The sequence below is a fragment of the Pseudoalteromonas sp. A757 genome (assembly GCF_004103285.1).
Taxonomy (GTDB): Bacteria; Pseudomonadota; Gammaproteobacteria; order Enterobacterales; family Alteromonadaceae; genus Pseudoalteromonas; species Pseudoalteromonas galatheae.
Map to the genome: position 1 here is coordinate 46,022 of NZ_QNQN01000066.1, position 17,920 is coordinate 63,941.

The 17,920-nt window shown below is 47.9% G+C and carries 4 protein-coding genes; 1 reads left to right on the forward strand and 3 read right to left on the reverse strand.

Annotated elements, in window-relative coordinates; translation table 11 throughout:
• Positions 1–73: 73 nt before the first annotated feature.
• Positions 74–2,272, forward strand: a complete 2,199-nt coding sequence (locus tag DRB05_RS09480) for a TonB-dependent siderophore receptor (protein WP_128726732.1) — start codon at positions 74–76, stop codon at positions 2,270–2,272.
• Between the two features lie 290 nt (positions 2,273–2,562).
• Here the strand turns inward: DRB05_RS09480 and DRB05_RS09485 are convergent, their stop codons facing one another.
• Genes DRB05_RS09485 through DRB05_RS09495 form a run of 3 tightly spaced genes read right to left on the reverse strand, consistent with a single transcriptional unit; the run spans position 2,563 to position 17,920 of the window.
• Positions 2,563–9,996, reverse strand: a complete 7,434-nt coding sequence (locus DRB05_RS09485; RefSeq protein WP_128726733.1) for a non-ribosomal peptide synthetase — start codon at positions 9,994–9,996, stop codon at positions 2,563–2,565.
• Positions 9,996–13,379 (reverse strand): non-ribosomal peptide synthetase, encoded by a 3,384-nt coding sequence (locus DRB05_RS09490; protein ID WP_128726734.1) that lies wholly within the window; start codon positions 13,377–13,379, stop codon positions 9,996–9,998. Before DRB05_RS09490 ends, DRB05_RS09485 begins: the two co-directional genes overlap by 1 nt.
• A 2-nt stretch (positions 13,380–13,381) precedes the next feature.
• Positions 13,382–17,920, reverse strand: a complete 4,539-nt coding sequence (locus DRB05_RS09495; protein WP_128726735.1) for a type I polyketide synthase — start codon at positions 17,918–17,920, stop codon at positions 13,382–13,384.

A 17,920-nucleotide genomic window follows, 5' to 3' on the forward strand; every position in this document is an offset into this window, starting at 1 on the left:
CGGGTGATTGAGAAAAGCTCTGCTCAATCACCTCATAAATAAATCTGCTTCTCAAAAATAATAAGGAGTCTTTGTGAAACAACAACGCTCAACCCCATTGTTAACCCTATCACCCATTGCTGCCGCCATTTTAGGTTTAACACTGGTATCAACTGCACATGCTGAAGGTAACTCGCCAAGCAAACTAAAAGCGGTTACCGTCAATGCTGATGCCGACCAAGAAACGGCAACAGGTCCGGTTGAAGGTTACAATGCACGCCGCAGTGCAACTGGCTCAAAAATCGATGTTGCAATAATTGAGGTGCCACAAACCATCAATGTTGTCACCGCAGACAAAATTGAAGCCATCGGCGCAACGCGTGTGACAGAAGCATTATCATATACCGCAGGTGTAAATACCGCACCTTGGGGTGACTTACCACAATACGATTGGTTATACATTCGTGGCTTTGATGCTTATGCACCTGGTTTCTACCAAGATGGTCTACAGATCCGTAACAGTGGTAACTGGGGTTTATGGCAGACCGAAAGCTACGGTATGGAGCGTATAGAAATTCTTAAAGGCCCCTCTTCAGTATTATATGGTCAAAATGGCCCAGGTGGCGTCGTTAACCTAGTTAGTAAAATGCCAACGCCATTTTCGCAAAATGAGCTGCAGATCAAGCTTGGCAATAACAGCCTCAAACAACTAGCCGTTGATATGTCAGGTCCAATTGACGACGATAGCGAGTATTTATATCGCGTGACAGGCTTAACCAAAAAGTCTGATTTGAGTACCGATCCACTAGAAAACGATCGCGACTACTTAGCCCTATCAATGACTTGGCAACCAAGTAGCCAAGGGAAAATCACCTTTTACTCACAGTATTACGACATTGAGTCTGGCGCTGCTTGGCACGCCTACCCAACAACAGGTACTATTTTACCGAACCCTAACGGCCAAATCCCGTTTTCAACATTGATTGGTGAGCCTGATTTCAACCGCTACAACCAAGAACAGTGGGTAGTAGGTTATAAAGGCGAGTATCATTTCAATGACAGCTGGCAAATCAAGCAACACGCACGCTATGCGGAATTTGACGTTGACTATGGCATCATTTGGGGTAAATGGGCGCAAAAAAATGCTGATAACCCAAATGACCCTGAAAACTTCCGTTACTTAGCCCGTACTCCACTATCAAGTAAAGAGGAAGTCAGCGGCACCACTATCGACACGCATTTGATCGGTCAATTTTCACACGGTAACGTAGAGCATACCTTACTCATTGGTGCCGATTATCAAGATACTGAGATTGAAGTGAGAGCGCGCTACGGCGGTGTGTTAGCTGATCTTGATATATTTAACCCGACTTACGGCTCAAGTGTGATCCAGCCTGAACCTAACATCAAGGGTATTTCCAAGCTAGAGCAGTTTGGTATTTATATCCAAGACCAAATCAAAATTAATGAGAAGATCATCGTTTCTTTGGCTGGTCGTTGGGATGAAGCAAAACTAAAAAATGAGACGCTAGAAGGCCAAGTAGACCCGACATCAGTGCGTACAGACAGAGAATTTAGTGCTCGCGCAGGTGTTGTTTATTTAGCTGATAACGGCTTAGCTCCTTATTTTAGCTACTCTGAATCTTTTGCACCGACGACCAATGTTGACCCTGCTACCGCTCGCCCTTTCTCACCTGAAACAGGTAAACAATACGAAACCGGTGTGCGCTATCAACCAAAGGACTCAACTTCAAGCTATAGTGCAGCGGTATTTGAGATTGAACGTAGTGACTTCACTCAGTGGGTATGGACAACCGAACCTGCTGGCTACAAACAAACCGGTGCCGTCGTTGTGCGCGGTTTAGAGTTTGATGCCTTTGTGCAACCAACTGAAAAAATGAACTTAACCGCTTCTTACGCTTATATTCCAAAAGCGGATGTCACTGAAAGTGGTCTAGATCCAAGACTTGCTGACGAAGTGGGCAAACAGGATAAAGCCGTTTCAAAGCATCAGTTTAATATCTGGAGTGACTATCAACTTACCGACAACTTCACTGTAGGTTTAGGTGCACGTTACACAGGAAGTAACAAAGGTACTGGTGAAAAAGCACCTAAAACCGTTGAGGGTTACACCCTGTTTGATGCCATGGCAAGTTACGATCTGGCACAATGGCGCTTTGCACTGAACGTACGTAACCTAACTGACAAAAAGGTTATCGCTTCATGTGGCGCGACCTCATGCTCTTATGGCAGTCGCCGAAACATCGCATTAACTGCAACTTACCAATGGTAAGTGCTAGCAACTAGAGTTAACTCTCACAAAAACGGCGCTACTCAGCGCCGTTTTTATACCAATTGTATTAAGTAAATGAGCTATTTTGAAGCGGGGAAATAGCTTTAGTAGCAAGGCAAAAATTTTGCTATTTAGTTGTTCTAAATGAGAAATTTTTAACGAAGCTAATATGATATTTCACCCTTCAAATTGATTGAAGAATTAATTCAATTGGTATTATTTCCAAAGACAAACCTAAAGATAAAAATAAAGCGACTTATAGCCGCTTTATACTTTAACTTTAAACTTCGCTAGACACGTTCTAATACGGTGCGCTCTTTAACCACCGCGAAATGCCCAACATCCAAGTCGTGAGACGAAACACTTTGGCTATTCAACCATTCGTACCACCATGCTTTATGCGCTTGCTCTCGACCTTTCATCCAAAACAGTTCGGCCTTACCGGTGTAAACAGGTAGCGTCTCAATATTGACAGCAGCCAAGAATAACGGCTGGAAGGCCAGATATAAATGGTATAAGTCTTGAGCCGTTAACTGTCCGTAACCCGTCATAAACTCCGTCCTTGGGTGCTCAAACACTTGTTTCATCAACCTTTGAATGTCATCACTTGATATCAGCTGTTGAGCAGAGCATTCAGCCAGCGTACTTTGTATTTCAACGTCTTGCATCAAGGCAAACCCACTTTCTTCGCTCAGTAATAAGCTAAAGAAGGTTTGTAGCTGCATCAGTGGGCCTATTTGCTCTGCCAGTGTTGAGCGCTGTGCACTTGCATGAGGTGGCGAGTAAGGGTCAAGTAAAAGCAGCTGCTCTACTTGCTCACCTTGTTGTTCTAATTCAGCGGCAATAGCGTGCGCCAATACGCCACCTAAAGACCAACCACATAAACGGTAAGGTCCATGAGCTTGCACTTTGCGAATTTCGCTCAGATGTGATGCCACCAGCGCAGATAAATCAGCAGCTTGCCCAGTTAAGGGATCAGGCTGATAGGTCAGCCCGTACACTGTGCGCTTGCCATCGAGATGCCTTGCCAAAGTGGTGTAGTCCAACACTTTACCAAAACCATCATGTAAGCAAAATAGCGCACTTGCAGCGGCTGATTTTTGATTCAGTGCGATAATAGGCTCGCTACAAAGTGTATTTCCGGAGCCTGTAGTGCCTTGCAACTCAGTTAACTGCAAGGCTAACTGGCTCAGATCCGCAGTTTCAAACATGTGTTTTACCGCCATTTCAAAACCACGTTGGCGCATCAATGACACCACTTTTAGACACGCGATAGAATCGCCGCCAAGCGTAAAGAAATTAGCAAAACGACTGATATTATTGATACCTAAAACCTCAGACCAGACTTGCGCCACACTTTGCTCCATATCGTTTATTGGCGCAACAAACTCTCCGCTATCTTGCCAAACCGGTTCCGGTAAAGCGTCGCGGTCAATTTTACCATTCGGGCTAAGTGGTAAGCGTTCAAGACTCATAATGCTGTTTGGCACCATATAGTCGGGTAAGACTTTGGCTAAGATGCTTTTTAGCTCATCACTTGACTGTACTTGTTGAGACTGCACATAGCCAACTAAACGGTCGCCTGACGGCGAAGGCTTTGCCAATACAACAGCTTTTTGAATACCGCTAATACTTGCAAGCTGAGCTTCAATTTCTTCAAGCTCAATACGCAGGCCTCGGATCTTAACTTGGTGGTCGAGTCGACCCATGTATTCAATCAGCCCTTCTTTATTCCAACGCACCAAATCACCGGTACGGTAAAGGCGACCACCTGATGCAGATATCGGATCGGCAATAAATCGCTCTGCGGTTAAGTCAGGACGGTTAAGATAACCTCGGCTCAACCCTACTCCGCCTAAATAGAGCTCACCTACTACCCCTTGAGGAACTGGCGTCAAGTATTCATCGAGTACATAACAGCTGGTGTTTGAGATAGCACGACCGATTGGAATTGTGGTTCGTGGCGCTTGCGTAAACTCCCAGTTGGTCACATGAATTGTGGTTTCTGTTGGTCCATATAAATTATGTACCTTGGCATCTGGCAACGCGGCGAACATGCGTTGACGAAGTTCCGGTGGCGCAGCCTCTCCTCCTACCATAATGTTACGTAAATAGTTCTCTTCACTGGGGTTTGTTTGCTCAATAAAGGCTTGTAGCATCGTAGGTACAAAGCTTGCGGTTGTAACTTGTTGCGCCTTGATAAGTGCAATTAGCTTGTCTGGATCTTTATGATCTCCGGGTTCAGATACCACAATGCGGCCGCCTTGACTCAGTGGGAAAAATAGCTCCCAACAAGAGACATCAAAGCCAAACGGCGCCTTATGTAACACCGCATCTTCCCGTGTAAGTTGATACTCGCGCTGCATCCACTGCATACAGCTAACCAGTGAGCGGTGACTAATAGCCACGCCTTTCGGTCGTCCCGTCGAGCCGGAGGTATAAATCACATAAGCTAGCTGCTCAGGGTGAGCATCGACAATGAGATTATCTTGGCTGTATGGCGCTAAGTCTATCTGTTGCCATACACACTGCATGATCTGCTCAGGGAATGGCGGCAGTGCATCTACCCCTTCAGCATGAGTCAATAGCAACTGTACGCCACTTGACGCCACAATATATTGCAGACGCTCTGCTGGATAATCTAAATCTAGTGGTACGTACGAGGCCCCCACTTTCATGATTGCCAACAGACTTATCACGGTTTCAACACTACGCCACATGCCCACAGCGACTCGGCTTTCTATACCCACACCTTGTGATTGTAGATAATGCGCCAGCTGGTTTGCTTGTTGGTTAAGCTCAGCGTAACTCACATGATTGTTTTTAAATGTCACGGCGATAGCGTCAGGCTGTTTTTTCACCTGTGCTTCAAATAAGCGGTAGACCGCTTGCTGGGTGTTCTCTTTGATGGGGTTTTCACTCCACAAGCGCTGAGTTTGCCACGCATTGTCAGTCAACGCTTGCCAATCACCTAGCGGCTTTAGTTCCGGCTCTGCGACAAGCTGAGTCAAAACATTCAGTAAATAGCCACACAACTGCGCAGGTTCAACACTCGGTAGTGTTTGCGCTACGATGTTAAAGCCATCTCCAGCATCGTCAATAGAAACTCCAATAGGGTAATTGGTGCGTTCCTCACCGCCAAACACTTGCCAGCCATCATCGGTAACATAGAGCTTTTTCGAATCACCATGTTTGTGCGCATTTGGGCTATAACGATAATTCAACAGCGTCGAAAACAACGGCGTTCCTTTCGCTACGCTGCTGCAAGATTGTGCTTTGGATAAGCTCGCACTTTCATGGCTAATAAGCGCAGTTAACAGTTGCTGCGCTTGTTGCAATCCTGATTTAAGATCTGCTTGGCGCAATCGAAAACGGATCGGCAATGTATTGATAAACATGCCAACAGCCCTATCGGCGCCTTCTCCACCTTGTGAGCGGCCAAACATCACCGTGCCAAATACCGGATCATTTAGTCCGGTCAGCTTTTGTAGCACCATCGCCCAAGCTAGGTGGAATACCGCAGCAGCACTGGTGTTTTGCTTTATGGCAAGGTGGCGCACTTGGGCGGCCAGTGTCTCAGGTACGGCAGTTTCGTGGGTTAGAATGTCCTCACCTGTCCCCTTAATATCTAACAATCCAAATGGCGCAGTTGGCGTTTCTATGTCCCCTAATAATTCACTAAAGAAGGTATTTTGCTCCGCTTCGGCCTCTGGATTTTGCTGCGCTAGCGCCACAAAACGTCTAAATGGTACAGGCTCTGGCAGTAGCGCTGCATTACCCGCTAAAATCATCTGCACTTCTTCAACGAGTACTTCTAAGCTAGTGTGATCCATCACTAAATGATGACTCGGCAATTGCAACCAGCAGGTCTCGTCTTGCACTTCGGCAATAGCAATGGCGGCAATTAAAGGCGCACACTGTGTGTTTAGCCTAAAGTGAGTTGGATCTACGGCCTCATTTAAGCGTCTTGCTGCTGCCGTTAAGCCTGCCTCATCAACAGCTAGTGGCGCGTCACAGGCACAATCTAACCACTTGATTTCTACTTTGGCCTGACGCTGCACGACTTGCACAGGCTCTGGCAAACCCTGCCAAAAAATGGCTGTACGCAGAATATCATGGCGGGCAATAACAAGGTTAAGCGCATCAACAAATGCACTTAGCTGCGCGCGGCTTTCAAAACGTAATAGGTTAGGCGTAATGTAAGCGTCGCCTTTTTCTTGCAAAGTATGGTGGAATAAAATTCCCGACTGCAGCGGCGCCAGCGGATAAATATCTTGGACATTTTGTACGCCCCCATCTACTTGCTCGACGACTTTAGCTATCTGATCATTATCCAGCCTGACCAATGGCAGCATTTCACTGGTGATAACAGCGGTATCCGTCGCAATCCCTGACCATGCGGTTTCTGGTGCTGCATCTTGGCGGTATGGCGTAAGGGCAGCCGCGAAGTGTTTGAGCACTGGCTGACTAAATAAGGTTTTCACTTGTGCTTGCCAACCAGCTTGGCGTGCACGCTCCACCAGCTTAATCGCCAACAGTGAGTGGCCACCTAACGAAAAGAAGTTGTCATCCCTGCCCACTCGCTCAAGGCCGAGTAAATCTGCCCATAGGTGTGCAGTCATGGTTTCAGCCTCACCTATCGGTGCGCTGTATTCCTGCGCTTTGGCCCATTGTGGCTCAGGCAAAGCTTTGCTATCAACTTTACCATTGGCTGTCAGTGGCATTTTATCTAACACCACAAACGCATTGGGCACCATATAATCCGGTACATTTTCACCAAGTGCTTGAGCTAATTGCTGCTCATCTTGAATATTACCGGTAACATAAGCGACCAATTTATCGCCGGTCGCCAAGTGTTTCACTAATACTTTGGCTTCGCGCACTTGAGGTAAGCGTCTTAACTGCTCAGCAATTTCACCCAGCTCTATTCTAAACCCTCTGATCTGTACTTGATCATCGCTACGACCTAGGTATTCAATCTCACCGTTTTGATTCCAGCGCGCCAAATCACCAGTGCGGTACATCCTTTGGCCATTACCTAACACGCTGTCTGCAACAAAACGTTCGGCAGTTAAATCTGGTCGGGCAAAATACCCTCTGGCCAGCTGGATGCCTCCTATGTATAACTCACCAGTAACGCCCTCAGGCACTGGGTTTAAACTGGCATCTAAAATATAGGTATGGGTTTGTGAAATACCTCGGCCAATAGGCGCTAAGCTTCTATTGTCGTTAATAAAAGGCCAGTGGGTTACATGAATTGTGGTTTCTGTTGGCCCATACAAGTTGTTCATCACAACATCAGGCAGTGCCTTGTATGTGTCACGGAATAACTCAGCAGGTACGGCTTCACCACCACACATGATATGCCGCAGCGAGGTGCATTCGGCCACATCAGGTAGCTCGATAAAGGCCTGTAATAAAGCAGGAGGAAACGAGGTTATTGCAACGCTTTGTTGTTGGATAAGTCGCTTCAGTTCGAGCGGATCGCGTTGGTCACCAGGTTTTGCAACCACCACCGACATCCCTTCACTCAGAGGGAAGAAAATCTCCCAGCAAGACACGTCAAACCCAAAAGCGGCTTTGTGCAATACCGCTTCCTCAGGTTGTGGAGAATATTGTCTTGCCATCCATGCCATGCAGTTACTCAGTGCACGATGGCTGATCGCAGCCCCTTTCGGGCGACCCGTTGAGCCCGAAGTATAAATCATATAAGCCAATTGCTCGGGATGAATAGCCACGTCAAGCGGCTGGGCTGACAACGTTTGCCAAGGCAATTGTGCTAAGTTGACGACAGGCAAAGAAGCCAAATGGTGTGTGATCTGCGTATCTTTCAGCACCTCGGTTAATTTCGACTGTGCGTCAGGGTGAGTGATAATGGCTGTGAGTTGACTATTTTCTGCGATGTAAGCCAGTCGCTCTGGCGGATAATCTTGGTCCATAGGCACAAAGGCTGCGCCAGTTTTTAACACGCTTAACAACGTCACTACCGTATCCATACTGCGCTGTAGCGCCACACCGACTCTATCTTCGCGACCAATATTTAGGCTTTGAAGGTGCTGCGCAAGCTGATTTGAACGTTCATCCAGTTGTTTATAGCTCAAGGTTAAATCTGCAAATACCGCTGCCACTGCATCTGGCTGGGTGTGAGCCAAACGGCTAAACTTTTGTTGCACTGGGGTGGTGTCTTCTAGTTGTGGATTTAACCCCCAACGCTGCCATTGCTGCGTTTCACTATCGTCTAGCAAGTTAATGTCACCAAGGGCCATAGTCGGCTCAGTGAGCAAGGCAGCAAGCACCCGCTCAAAGTGCTGACTCATGCGAACAATGCGTTGCGTGGAGATGGCCTTTTGATCGTAAGTAAAAGTTAAAAAGCAAGCGCCCGCTCGGTTTTCATGAGCATCTAATACCAACTCAAACTGAACTTCTCCTGTGGTTGCAGGCAATTCACCCACTTTGAGCCCTGGCAACTGTTGTAACTGGCTTAAATCACCAAACTGATAGTTAAACAATATCTGAAATAACGGATGCACTTCGCTACTTCGCTCAGGTTGCAAAGCTTCAACCAATTGCTCAAAAGGTAAATCTTGATATTCTTGTGCTCCAAGTGTGGAAGCCTTTACCTGTGCTAAAACCTGTTGCAATGAAGTGCGGCTGTCAAAGCGGTTATCCTGCACTTGGGTGTTGACGAATAAGCCGACCAAATTGGCGACTTCAGCCCGTTGTCGATTCGCGATTGGCGTACCGACACGGATCTGCTCCATCCCGGTATAGCGCTGTAGCAATACCTGAAATGCCGTCAGCAATACCATGTACTGAGAAACCTGATGGCTGGTGGCAAAAGTACCTAGCTGCTGCGTTAAGCTCTGTGGTAATTGCCAAGCGTGTGAGGCACCGCGAGCATTGCCGTGCTCTGAGTGTTGAGCTAAACCATTATCCACCTTAAGTTGTAACACCGGTTGTTCGTCACCGAGCTTTTGCTGCCAATACGCTAACTGACGCTCAAGCTCACCGGCCGTCATCCAGTCTTTTTGCCATTTAGCATAATCACCATAGGCAATATTCAGTGCCGGTAGCGCTGATTGAGCCAGCTGACTCGATAAATCTCCCGGTGCAATTTCAGCGCTAAGCAATTGGCTATACAGCGCGGCAAATTCTCCCACTAAAATCTGTAATGAACCACCATCAGCAATAATATGATGTAGTACCACCACCAGTTGATATTGATTTGGCGCAAGCGTGAGTAACCCCACGCGGATTAAGTTGCCTTGGGTGAGGTTAAACGGTGTGTTTAACCATTGCTGACGCACCGCATCAATGTTATCACCCGCTCCTACCTCTACCTGAAAATCATTGGCAATCTCGATTGGTAGCACCTGCTGCTTTACCTCAGCATCAACTTGTACAAATTGCGTGCGAAGTGAACTGTGACGAGCAATTAATAGCTGAAAAGCACGTGTCAACGCACTCAGGTTTACCTCACCTTCAAGCTGTAACCCCCCAGTGATGTGATACGCTGCACTGCCTGGGTCTAAATGCCATAAAAACCATTGACGTTGCTGTGCATAAGACAGCTCAGCAGCCTCAGCTGAGTGATGAAAAGGTAAAACGGGAAACTGACGCATGTTCAGCCCATCGGCTTGCACCTTTTGATAGACCAGCTGACGTTTTTCTTGAGGTAACTGATGAAAGCGCTCAGCAATGCGTTGGATGACCTCACTGCTCATTATAGGTTCTCCATAAATGCTTCTAAGTCGAGCAAGGCATCTTCTTGCTCTGGATTTGTTTGTGCTGAAATAATTGCAGCTAAGTCTTTTAGTATTGGATTAGCAAAAGCATCCCGCACCGCAATGTCTACACCAAATTGTGCTTGGATTTGGCTCAGGGTTTCCACCGCAAGTAAAGAATGTCCGCCAAGTGCAAAAAAGTTGTCGTCACGTCCGACTTTTTCAAGTTGCAGCACCTGCTGCCATATCTTGGCCAGTCCACTTTCGATTTCACCTTGTGGTGCCGCAAACGTTGAAAATTGCTGTAACGATGGCTCAGGTAAAGCTTTACGATCTAGCTTGCCATTCACAGTGAGCGGCAATTTTTCAAGCTGCACAAACACACTAGGGATCATATATTGCGGCAACTGAGTAGTAAGTTGCGAGTTAAGCGTATCAGGCTCAAGCTCAGCGCCATTTGCTAGCACCAGGTATGCCACTAATTGCTCGCCACCAACGCTATTTTTCACTAACACCGCAGCATCAACTACATTGGCTAATTGCCTTAGTTGGCTCTCTATTTCGCCCAATTCAATCCGCAAACCACGGATCTTCACTTGCTGATCTAAGCGGCCTAAAAACTCAAGTTGACCTTCATCATTCCAAACTACCTTGTCGCCAGTGCGATACATTCTAGCGCCTTGGCTGTTACTATCGGCAAATGGATTCGCGACAAAACGATCAGCACTGAGATCCGGTCTAGATAAGTAACCGCGCGCCAAGCACTCACCGGCGAGATATAACTCTCCTGCCACCCCTATCGGCACTTGATTGAGCGCACCATCCAATACATAAGCTTGTACGCCAGAGATAGGTTTACCAATTGGAATAACGTCATCTTGCTGGTGACACTGCCAGCTTGTCACCTCTATCGCCGTTTCTGTCGGTCCATAAAGATTGTGCAGTGCCGTTTGTTCAAAGTAGCTAAAAAATTGCTGTTGGGTTTGCAAGGTAAGCATTTCACCGCTCGTAAATACTTGGCGTAAACTTGGACATAAGGTTTTTCCGCCCAGCGCTTCGCGTGAGCTGCTTATCCCCGTCATAAATGCTTGCAACATGGAGGGAACAAAGTGACAAACCGTCACCGCTTCTGTTTCAATAAGTTGCCGAATTTGTGTCGGTTCTTTGTGTTGTTCTGGCGCTGCTAATACTAGGCTTGCACCTTGCGTTAATGGCCAGAAAAACTCCCAAATAGAAACATCAAAACCAAATGGCGTTTTTTGCAACACCCTATCACTGCCTTGAAGCTGATAGCGAGCTTGCCCCCAAGCCAAACGATTTGCGACGCCGCGATGTACACATGCAACCCCTTTGGGCTTGCCCGTCGAGCCTGAGGTATAAATCACATAGGCTAAGTTATCTAAATGGATTGTCACATTGGGTGCTGTGGTTGGATAAGCGCTTAACTCTAAGTGCTCAAGCCATGTTACTTGAGCGCAGATATTCTCTGCCAGCTGCGCTTTTACTGGAGCATGACTCAAGATACATGCACAGGCGCTTTGCTCAATAATATAGTGTAAGCGAGCCTCGGGCAGTTGAGGCTCGATTGGTACGTAAGCCGCGCCAGCTTGAAGCGTAGCTAGCATCGCCACCACCATCTCAATGCTGCGCTCAAATAGCAATGCCACTTTCGACTCATGGCTGATATTTTGCGCCACCAAATACTGTGCTAATTGATTTACCCGTTGCTGTAATTCAGCATAGGTGACTGACTCGCCCGCAAACCTTAACGCAATCGCGTCTGGGGTTTTCTGTGCCTGAAGCGTAAATGCTTGAGGTACGCTAAGCAAGCTTGCTGAAGTTTTACCACCGGATTCAAGCGCCGCTAAAGCCGCTTTCCGTTCGGCACTGTTCAGTGAAAGATCGCGAATTTGAGTCTCTGGAGCTTGGCAAAAGGTGCGCAGGAGCGACTGATATTGCTCATCAAATGTGGAGATCCAAGCCGCTGAAAGTTTACTACTATCAACACGCCATTGTAATTGCACGCCACCATCACTTAGCTCGGTTGTATCTAACGCAAGGTCGCACATTACGCCCTGAGTCAAGCTTAAGTAATTGGTCAACGAGACACCGTGCAATTGTGCTAAACCACTGCTGCTATCTTTGAGATGATTGAACATCACTTGATAAGGCGTTGCGCCCTGCAAGTTAGGTTGAAAACGCTTCATCAGTGAGTCTATGGGGATGTCTTGTTGCGCTTGGATTGCTAATGACTGTTTGGCACAGTTGCGCAATAGCTGCTGCAGCGTTAATTCACCAGCAACAGGCAAGCGCATCAGCTGTATATTAACAAAAAAGCCAACCACACTATGGGTAGCAAACTGGTTCCGATTTGCCACCGGAACCGCCGTCAGCAGCTCATCTTCGTTTGTGTATCTATGCAGCAAAGCTTGATACGCAGTCAATAACACGACGAATAGCGAGACTCCTTGTTCACGCGCAAATTGTGTGACTTGTGCTGCCAATTGCGCGGGTAACTGAGTAACGAGTTGCTCTGCCTTAGGTACGTTATTCGCTGAGTTTGTCACACCGAGTTCAACCACAGGCAAGTGACCTGTGAGTTGTTGCTGCCAAAATTGCCACTGCTGCTGCACTTGCTCAGCATCACTGTTAAGCCAATCATTTTGCCACTGAGCAAAGTCAGTATAATCTAACCGGTTCGCGTCATGGGTGATGGGTTGAGCGAGACTCGCTTTTTGATAAATTTCAACGAAGTCTTTAATAATCAAACTCTTCGACCACGCATCACTAATTATGTGGTGCATCACGACTAAGAGTACATGCTGCTCTGGAGCAAACTGCAACCACTGCATTCGCATCAAAGGACCTGTCCGTAAATCAAAGGGCGTTGCAGCGAAGCGCGCTAACCTTGCTTTATAAACCTGTTCCTGCGCTTGTTCGCGACTCAGCTCTGTATCATGTGCTTGCAGTGCTGCGACTTCAGCGACTAATTCATGTTGCTCTACCGATTCCAGCGGTAAGCTCAGTGTCGGCAAAACCACTTGCGCAGGTTTGGCGCCTTCCCCTTCAACAAACTGAGTACGCAACCCAGCATGGCGCTCGGCTAAGTGATCTAAGCTTGCACGCAGCGCGTCTTTGTCTAGATGGCCACTTAAACACATCCCCCCACCAAGGTGGTATGCGGTATTTTCAGGGTTGATCAACCACTCAAACCACAGCCTTTGCTGTGCCGCCGATAACGGCGCTTGAAGTTTGCCAAGTTTTTTAATTACTGGCGCACTCGACTGAACTGGCTGTTTATCCTCGAGCTGTTTAAGCATGGCTTTTTTCTGCGCCAGTGTCATATTGCCTTTGCGCGCTGCCAATAGTGCATTGATCGACATGCTTATTTCGCTCCCTCAGCCAGCTCTTCGGCCAGCTCTTGCTGTAGCTCTTGTATTAGAATGGCTTCTATTACTCGAGCAAGCCCCAAAATGGTTGGCTCTTTAAAAAAGGAAGCTGGTGACAAGGTCACTTCAAATTTATTGCTTAGTTGCGACATGATTTGTACCCCCATTAAGGAGTCACCGCCCAGCTCAAACAAATTATCGTGAATGCCTATTTGCTCTATCCCCAACATGGCGCTCCAGACTTGCGCAATACCAACTTGTAAATCATCTTCTGGCGCAACATATGGCGTTGATAACTCAGGACGCTCATAGCCACCACTGCGAGGTGCCGCATCTGCCATAGTCAATTCTGCATCTAACAGGTTACCTTTGGTGGCTTCTAATCGTGCAGGAAGGTCGAGCGTTGAAACCGCAACTTGCGGCAATATTGGTGCGCTGAGTATGCGCGCCATAACTTCAATCCCTTGCTGAGGCGCGATGCCGACTCCGTCAGGCATATCCATATCACCAGCCATGCCGACCTCTCGCCAACTGTCCCAGTTAACAGCCAGTATTGGATAACCGCCCGTTTGCACCAATCGCTGTGCGTATTGTTGTGCGATGCCATCTAGATAGGCATTGGCTGAAGCGTAGGCGGCCTTAGATAAACCACCTGCAATGCTAGCAAGCGATGAGCACAACACCATAAAGTCCAGTGACTGCTCGTTAAATAAAGCCAACAAATGTTGCGTACCCACAACTTTGGCAGCAAACATCTGCTCGACAAACGCTGCATCCGTCGAACTAATTAAGGACGTTGCACCACTCCCAGCGGCGTGGATCACCCCATTGATCTGCCCAAACTGCTGATGTGCTTGTGCGACAACCTCTGCCATTTGTTCAAAGTCCGCCACATCCGCTTGTTTAACCAGTACCTGCGCACCAAAAGATTGCAATTGTGCTAATTTTTGCTGTTGTGCTTCTGAAGGCGTGCTGCGACCAAGCAACACTAATTTAGCCTGGTAGTGCTCCGCCAAATGCTCAGCCATTACCAAACCAACGCCACCTAAACCGCCGGTAATTAAGTACACCCCACCTTGGCGATAAATCGCTTCATTTTGCTTAGGTTTGGCCGTTGCTTCAAAGCCCATCAGCCAGCGATGATAAGACCGATAAGCAACCACCTCGCCCGCTTCGCCATGCTGCTCTGACAACAACCAATCTACCCAGTCACCGTAAAGTTGTGCACCAAAATCAACCAATTGACATTGAATGTGTGGGAACTCCTGCGGGATGACTTTACATGGGCCAAGTAACATCGACTGAGCGGGTGAAATCTCATCATTACCCGACACATCGGCCAACCCTTGGCTCACTACGCTCAAATTAACCGGCTGACCTAACTGTTGCGATTCAAGTGCTTGAGCAAGTGCGATTAAACTCATCATGCCCTGTTGTTGAGTTTGGTTTAAATCAGCAGGCTCGCTGGTCGGCAAGCTCCACAAATGGAATATATGCGATACAGGACCGTGAATTTGATTCACGCTTGCAATAAGTTGCTGATAGTCGCTCAACTGAGCCGCGCGGATCACAAACTCATTATCCGATTCTTGCTGAAATGCTTGCCCTAATTTGACCCGAATTAGCTTATCGCTCTGCGTGTGCAGCTTATCAAGGAGCAGATCGCAGGCCTTATGCTGTGTTTCAAATAGCAAAGTACAACCCAGTTCAACGGGCTGAGTTAAATCAGGAACCGAGCGCTTATACGAAGGGATGTAACACCACTGTTCAATCGGCTTTGGTGCTAAGGCGTTATGGTTGTTTTGCGCCACAATATTTGCATCGGCTTCAATCCAAAAACGTTTTCGCTCAAACGGGTAAACAGGTAAGGCGACGCGATGAGGCGTCTGCTCATACAAGGCATCCCAATCAATCTCTACGCCTTCAATCCATAAACGCCCCAAGGCTAAGGCAAAGTGCTGCTCTGTCTCTTGCGCTTTTCTTGGGTGTGGTAGCGAAGTGACAATGCTCGTTTGCGCTTTTACTTCTGCATCCCGTCCGGCAAGTTGACTTAGCGTATTACTTGGCCCCACTTCGAGTAGCACAGTTTGCTCTAAGCCATTTTCTGACGCTGGATTGTCAAGATTGACGATAGTGCGCAGACCTTGGTTAAAGCGAACCGCTTGTGCTAAATGCTGCGCCCAATATTGAGGGTCGGTCGCTTGTTGGTCGGTTATCCAAGTACCTGTTACATTCGATACAAATGGAATGCTTGGGGCATTGCGCTGAACCTGAGCAATCAACTTAGCCAGTTGCTCACCTGCATCACTCACCAAGGACGAATGGAACGCATGGGAAACATGTAAAGGCTGTACTACGACCCCTTGCTCTGTGAGCCTATTTGATAGTGCCGCTATCGCTTGCTCTGAGCCCGATACAACACAGTTTTCAGGGCTATTCACCGCTGCTAGCTCAACTTTATGCTCAAGATTGTCGGTATCAAGATAAGGAGCTAAAGCGGCTTCTGAGAGCGCCACCGATAACATACAGCCCGGTGCTTGCGCCTGAATAAATTCGCCCCGCTTAGCGACCAGATATAATGCATCCTCTAAACTAAACACCCCCGCAATACACGCGGCGACGTATTCGCCGATACTGTGGCCAATCATAGCGCTGGGCTTCACTCCCCACGCCAACCACTGCTGCGCCAATGCATATTCCATAGCAAATAATACCGGCTGAGTGACTGAGGTTTGTTTTAGTTGCGCCGCACCGTGCTCAACGTCCGCTTCATCAACAAAAATAAGATCTTTAATATCTTGCCCAACGTGCGCTATCAGACCCTCTCGGCAGCGGTCAAATGCATCTCTAAACACACTTTCTGACTCATACAGTGCGCGGGCCATATTGATATGCTGCGAACCTTGCCCTGGGAACATAAAGGTAACGGGTCTGTCACCCGAAACTGTTAACTGCCCTTGCGCTCTTAATGTGCTGGTGTCGTCAGCCAGTGCTGCAATCGCTTGCTCATTATTTTGCGCCACCACGACAGCACGATGGGTTAGGCCTTTCCTACCGACTTGCAAAGTGTAAGCACTGTCTTGCCACAAAGGCTGAGTGCTTGCTTGCTTAAACCAAGTTGCTAACTGCTCGCGGCGACTGGCCAGTGCAGTTTTGGTATGGCCTGACAGCGGTAAGATTTGCCAGTTGCGCTGCGACTGCGTCGCACGTTGAACAGGTGGCTCCTCAAGGACCACATGCACATTGGTGCCACCAATACCGAATGAACTCACCCCAGCACGGCGTGGGCCTGTTTCATTTGACCAAGGCGTCAGCTTATCCGCGACATAAAACGGGCTATTGGCAAAGTCAATTTCTGGGTTAGCTTGCTTGTAGTGCAAACTCGGCGGGATTTGTCCGTGCTTCACTGTCAGCGCGGCCTTAATTAGCCCGGTAACCCCTGCGGCTGCATCTAGGTGACCAACATTCGATTTTACCGAGCCTACAGCACAATATTGCGTTTGCTCAGTATCCATTCGGTAGGCGCGGGTGAGCGCAGCAATTTCAATGGGGTCCCCAATCACCGTGCCGGTACCATGCGCTTCAACGTAACCAATGCTCTCTGCTGGGGTGTCAGCCATTTCCAGTGCCGCGGCGATAACTTCAGCCTGCCCATCCACACTAGGTGCGGTGTAACCAGCTTTAGTATTACCGTCATTATTCATTGCAGAGCCCTTGATCACGGCATAAATGGTATCGCCATCAGCCATCGCATCTTCAAGGCGTTTGAGCACCACGACACCAGAGCCAGAACCAATTACCGTCCCTTGAGAATCTGCGTCAAACGGACGACAGTGACCATCTGGAGACAAAATTGCGCCAGGTTGATATACATAACCGCCCTGATGCAAAAAGTTCAACCACGAGCCGCCAGCCAAGGTCATATCTGACTCATAATTCAATAATGAACGTGTCGCCATGTGGACTGCAGCCAAAGAGGTTGAGCACGCTGTTTGTACCGTTACCGCCGGACCCTTTAGGTTTAGTTTGTAGGCCAATGTCATGGTCATGGCATCTTTGTTATTACCGTTCATCAGCGCTTGTAGCTGTGAGATATTACCGAGATCGCTAAAACGGCCACTTTGCATCAAATTAGAGATTAGATAAGTGTTTACGCCACAGCCGCCATAGACACCTATTGGAAAGTCACACTTGTCACCATCGTAGCCAGCATTTTCCAGCGCCTGCCAAGCAGTTTCTAAAAAGAGACGTTGCTGTGGGTCAAGCTCTTCGGCTTCACGCGGTGAATAGCCAAAAAATGACGCGTCAAACTTGTCTTGATCAGGCAACAATGCACACCGAGGGACAAAGTTGGGGTCAGCAATAGTCGCTTCCGGCACCCCAAGTTCACGTAATTCTGCCTCTGTGAAGGTTTTGATTGATTCCACCCCGTTTTTTAGGTTTTCCCATAGGGCATCTACGTTCTCAGCTCCTGGGAAACGACCTGCTAGGCCGACAATGGCAATATCTGTGCTTGAATAAGTTTCTGTAGTCAT

Bases quoted from the DNA above. Each gene is read 5' to 3' on its own strand.
- DRB05_RS09485 (WP_128726733.1), bottom strand. From the start codon at position 9,996: ATGAGCAGTGAGGTCATCCAACGCATTGCTGAGCGCTTTCATCAGTTA.
- DRB05_RS09490 (WP_128726734.1), bottom strand. From the start codon at position 13,379: ATGTCGATCAATGCACTATTGGCAGCGCGCAAAGGCAATATGACACTG.
- DRB05_RS09495 (WP_128726735.1), bottom strand. From the start codon at position 17,920: ATGACTACAGAAACTTATTCAAGCACAGATATTGCCATTGTCGGCCTA.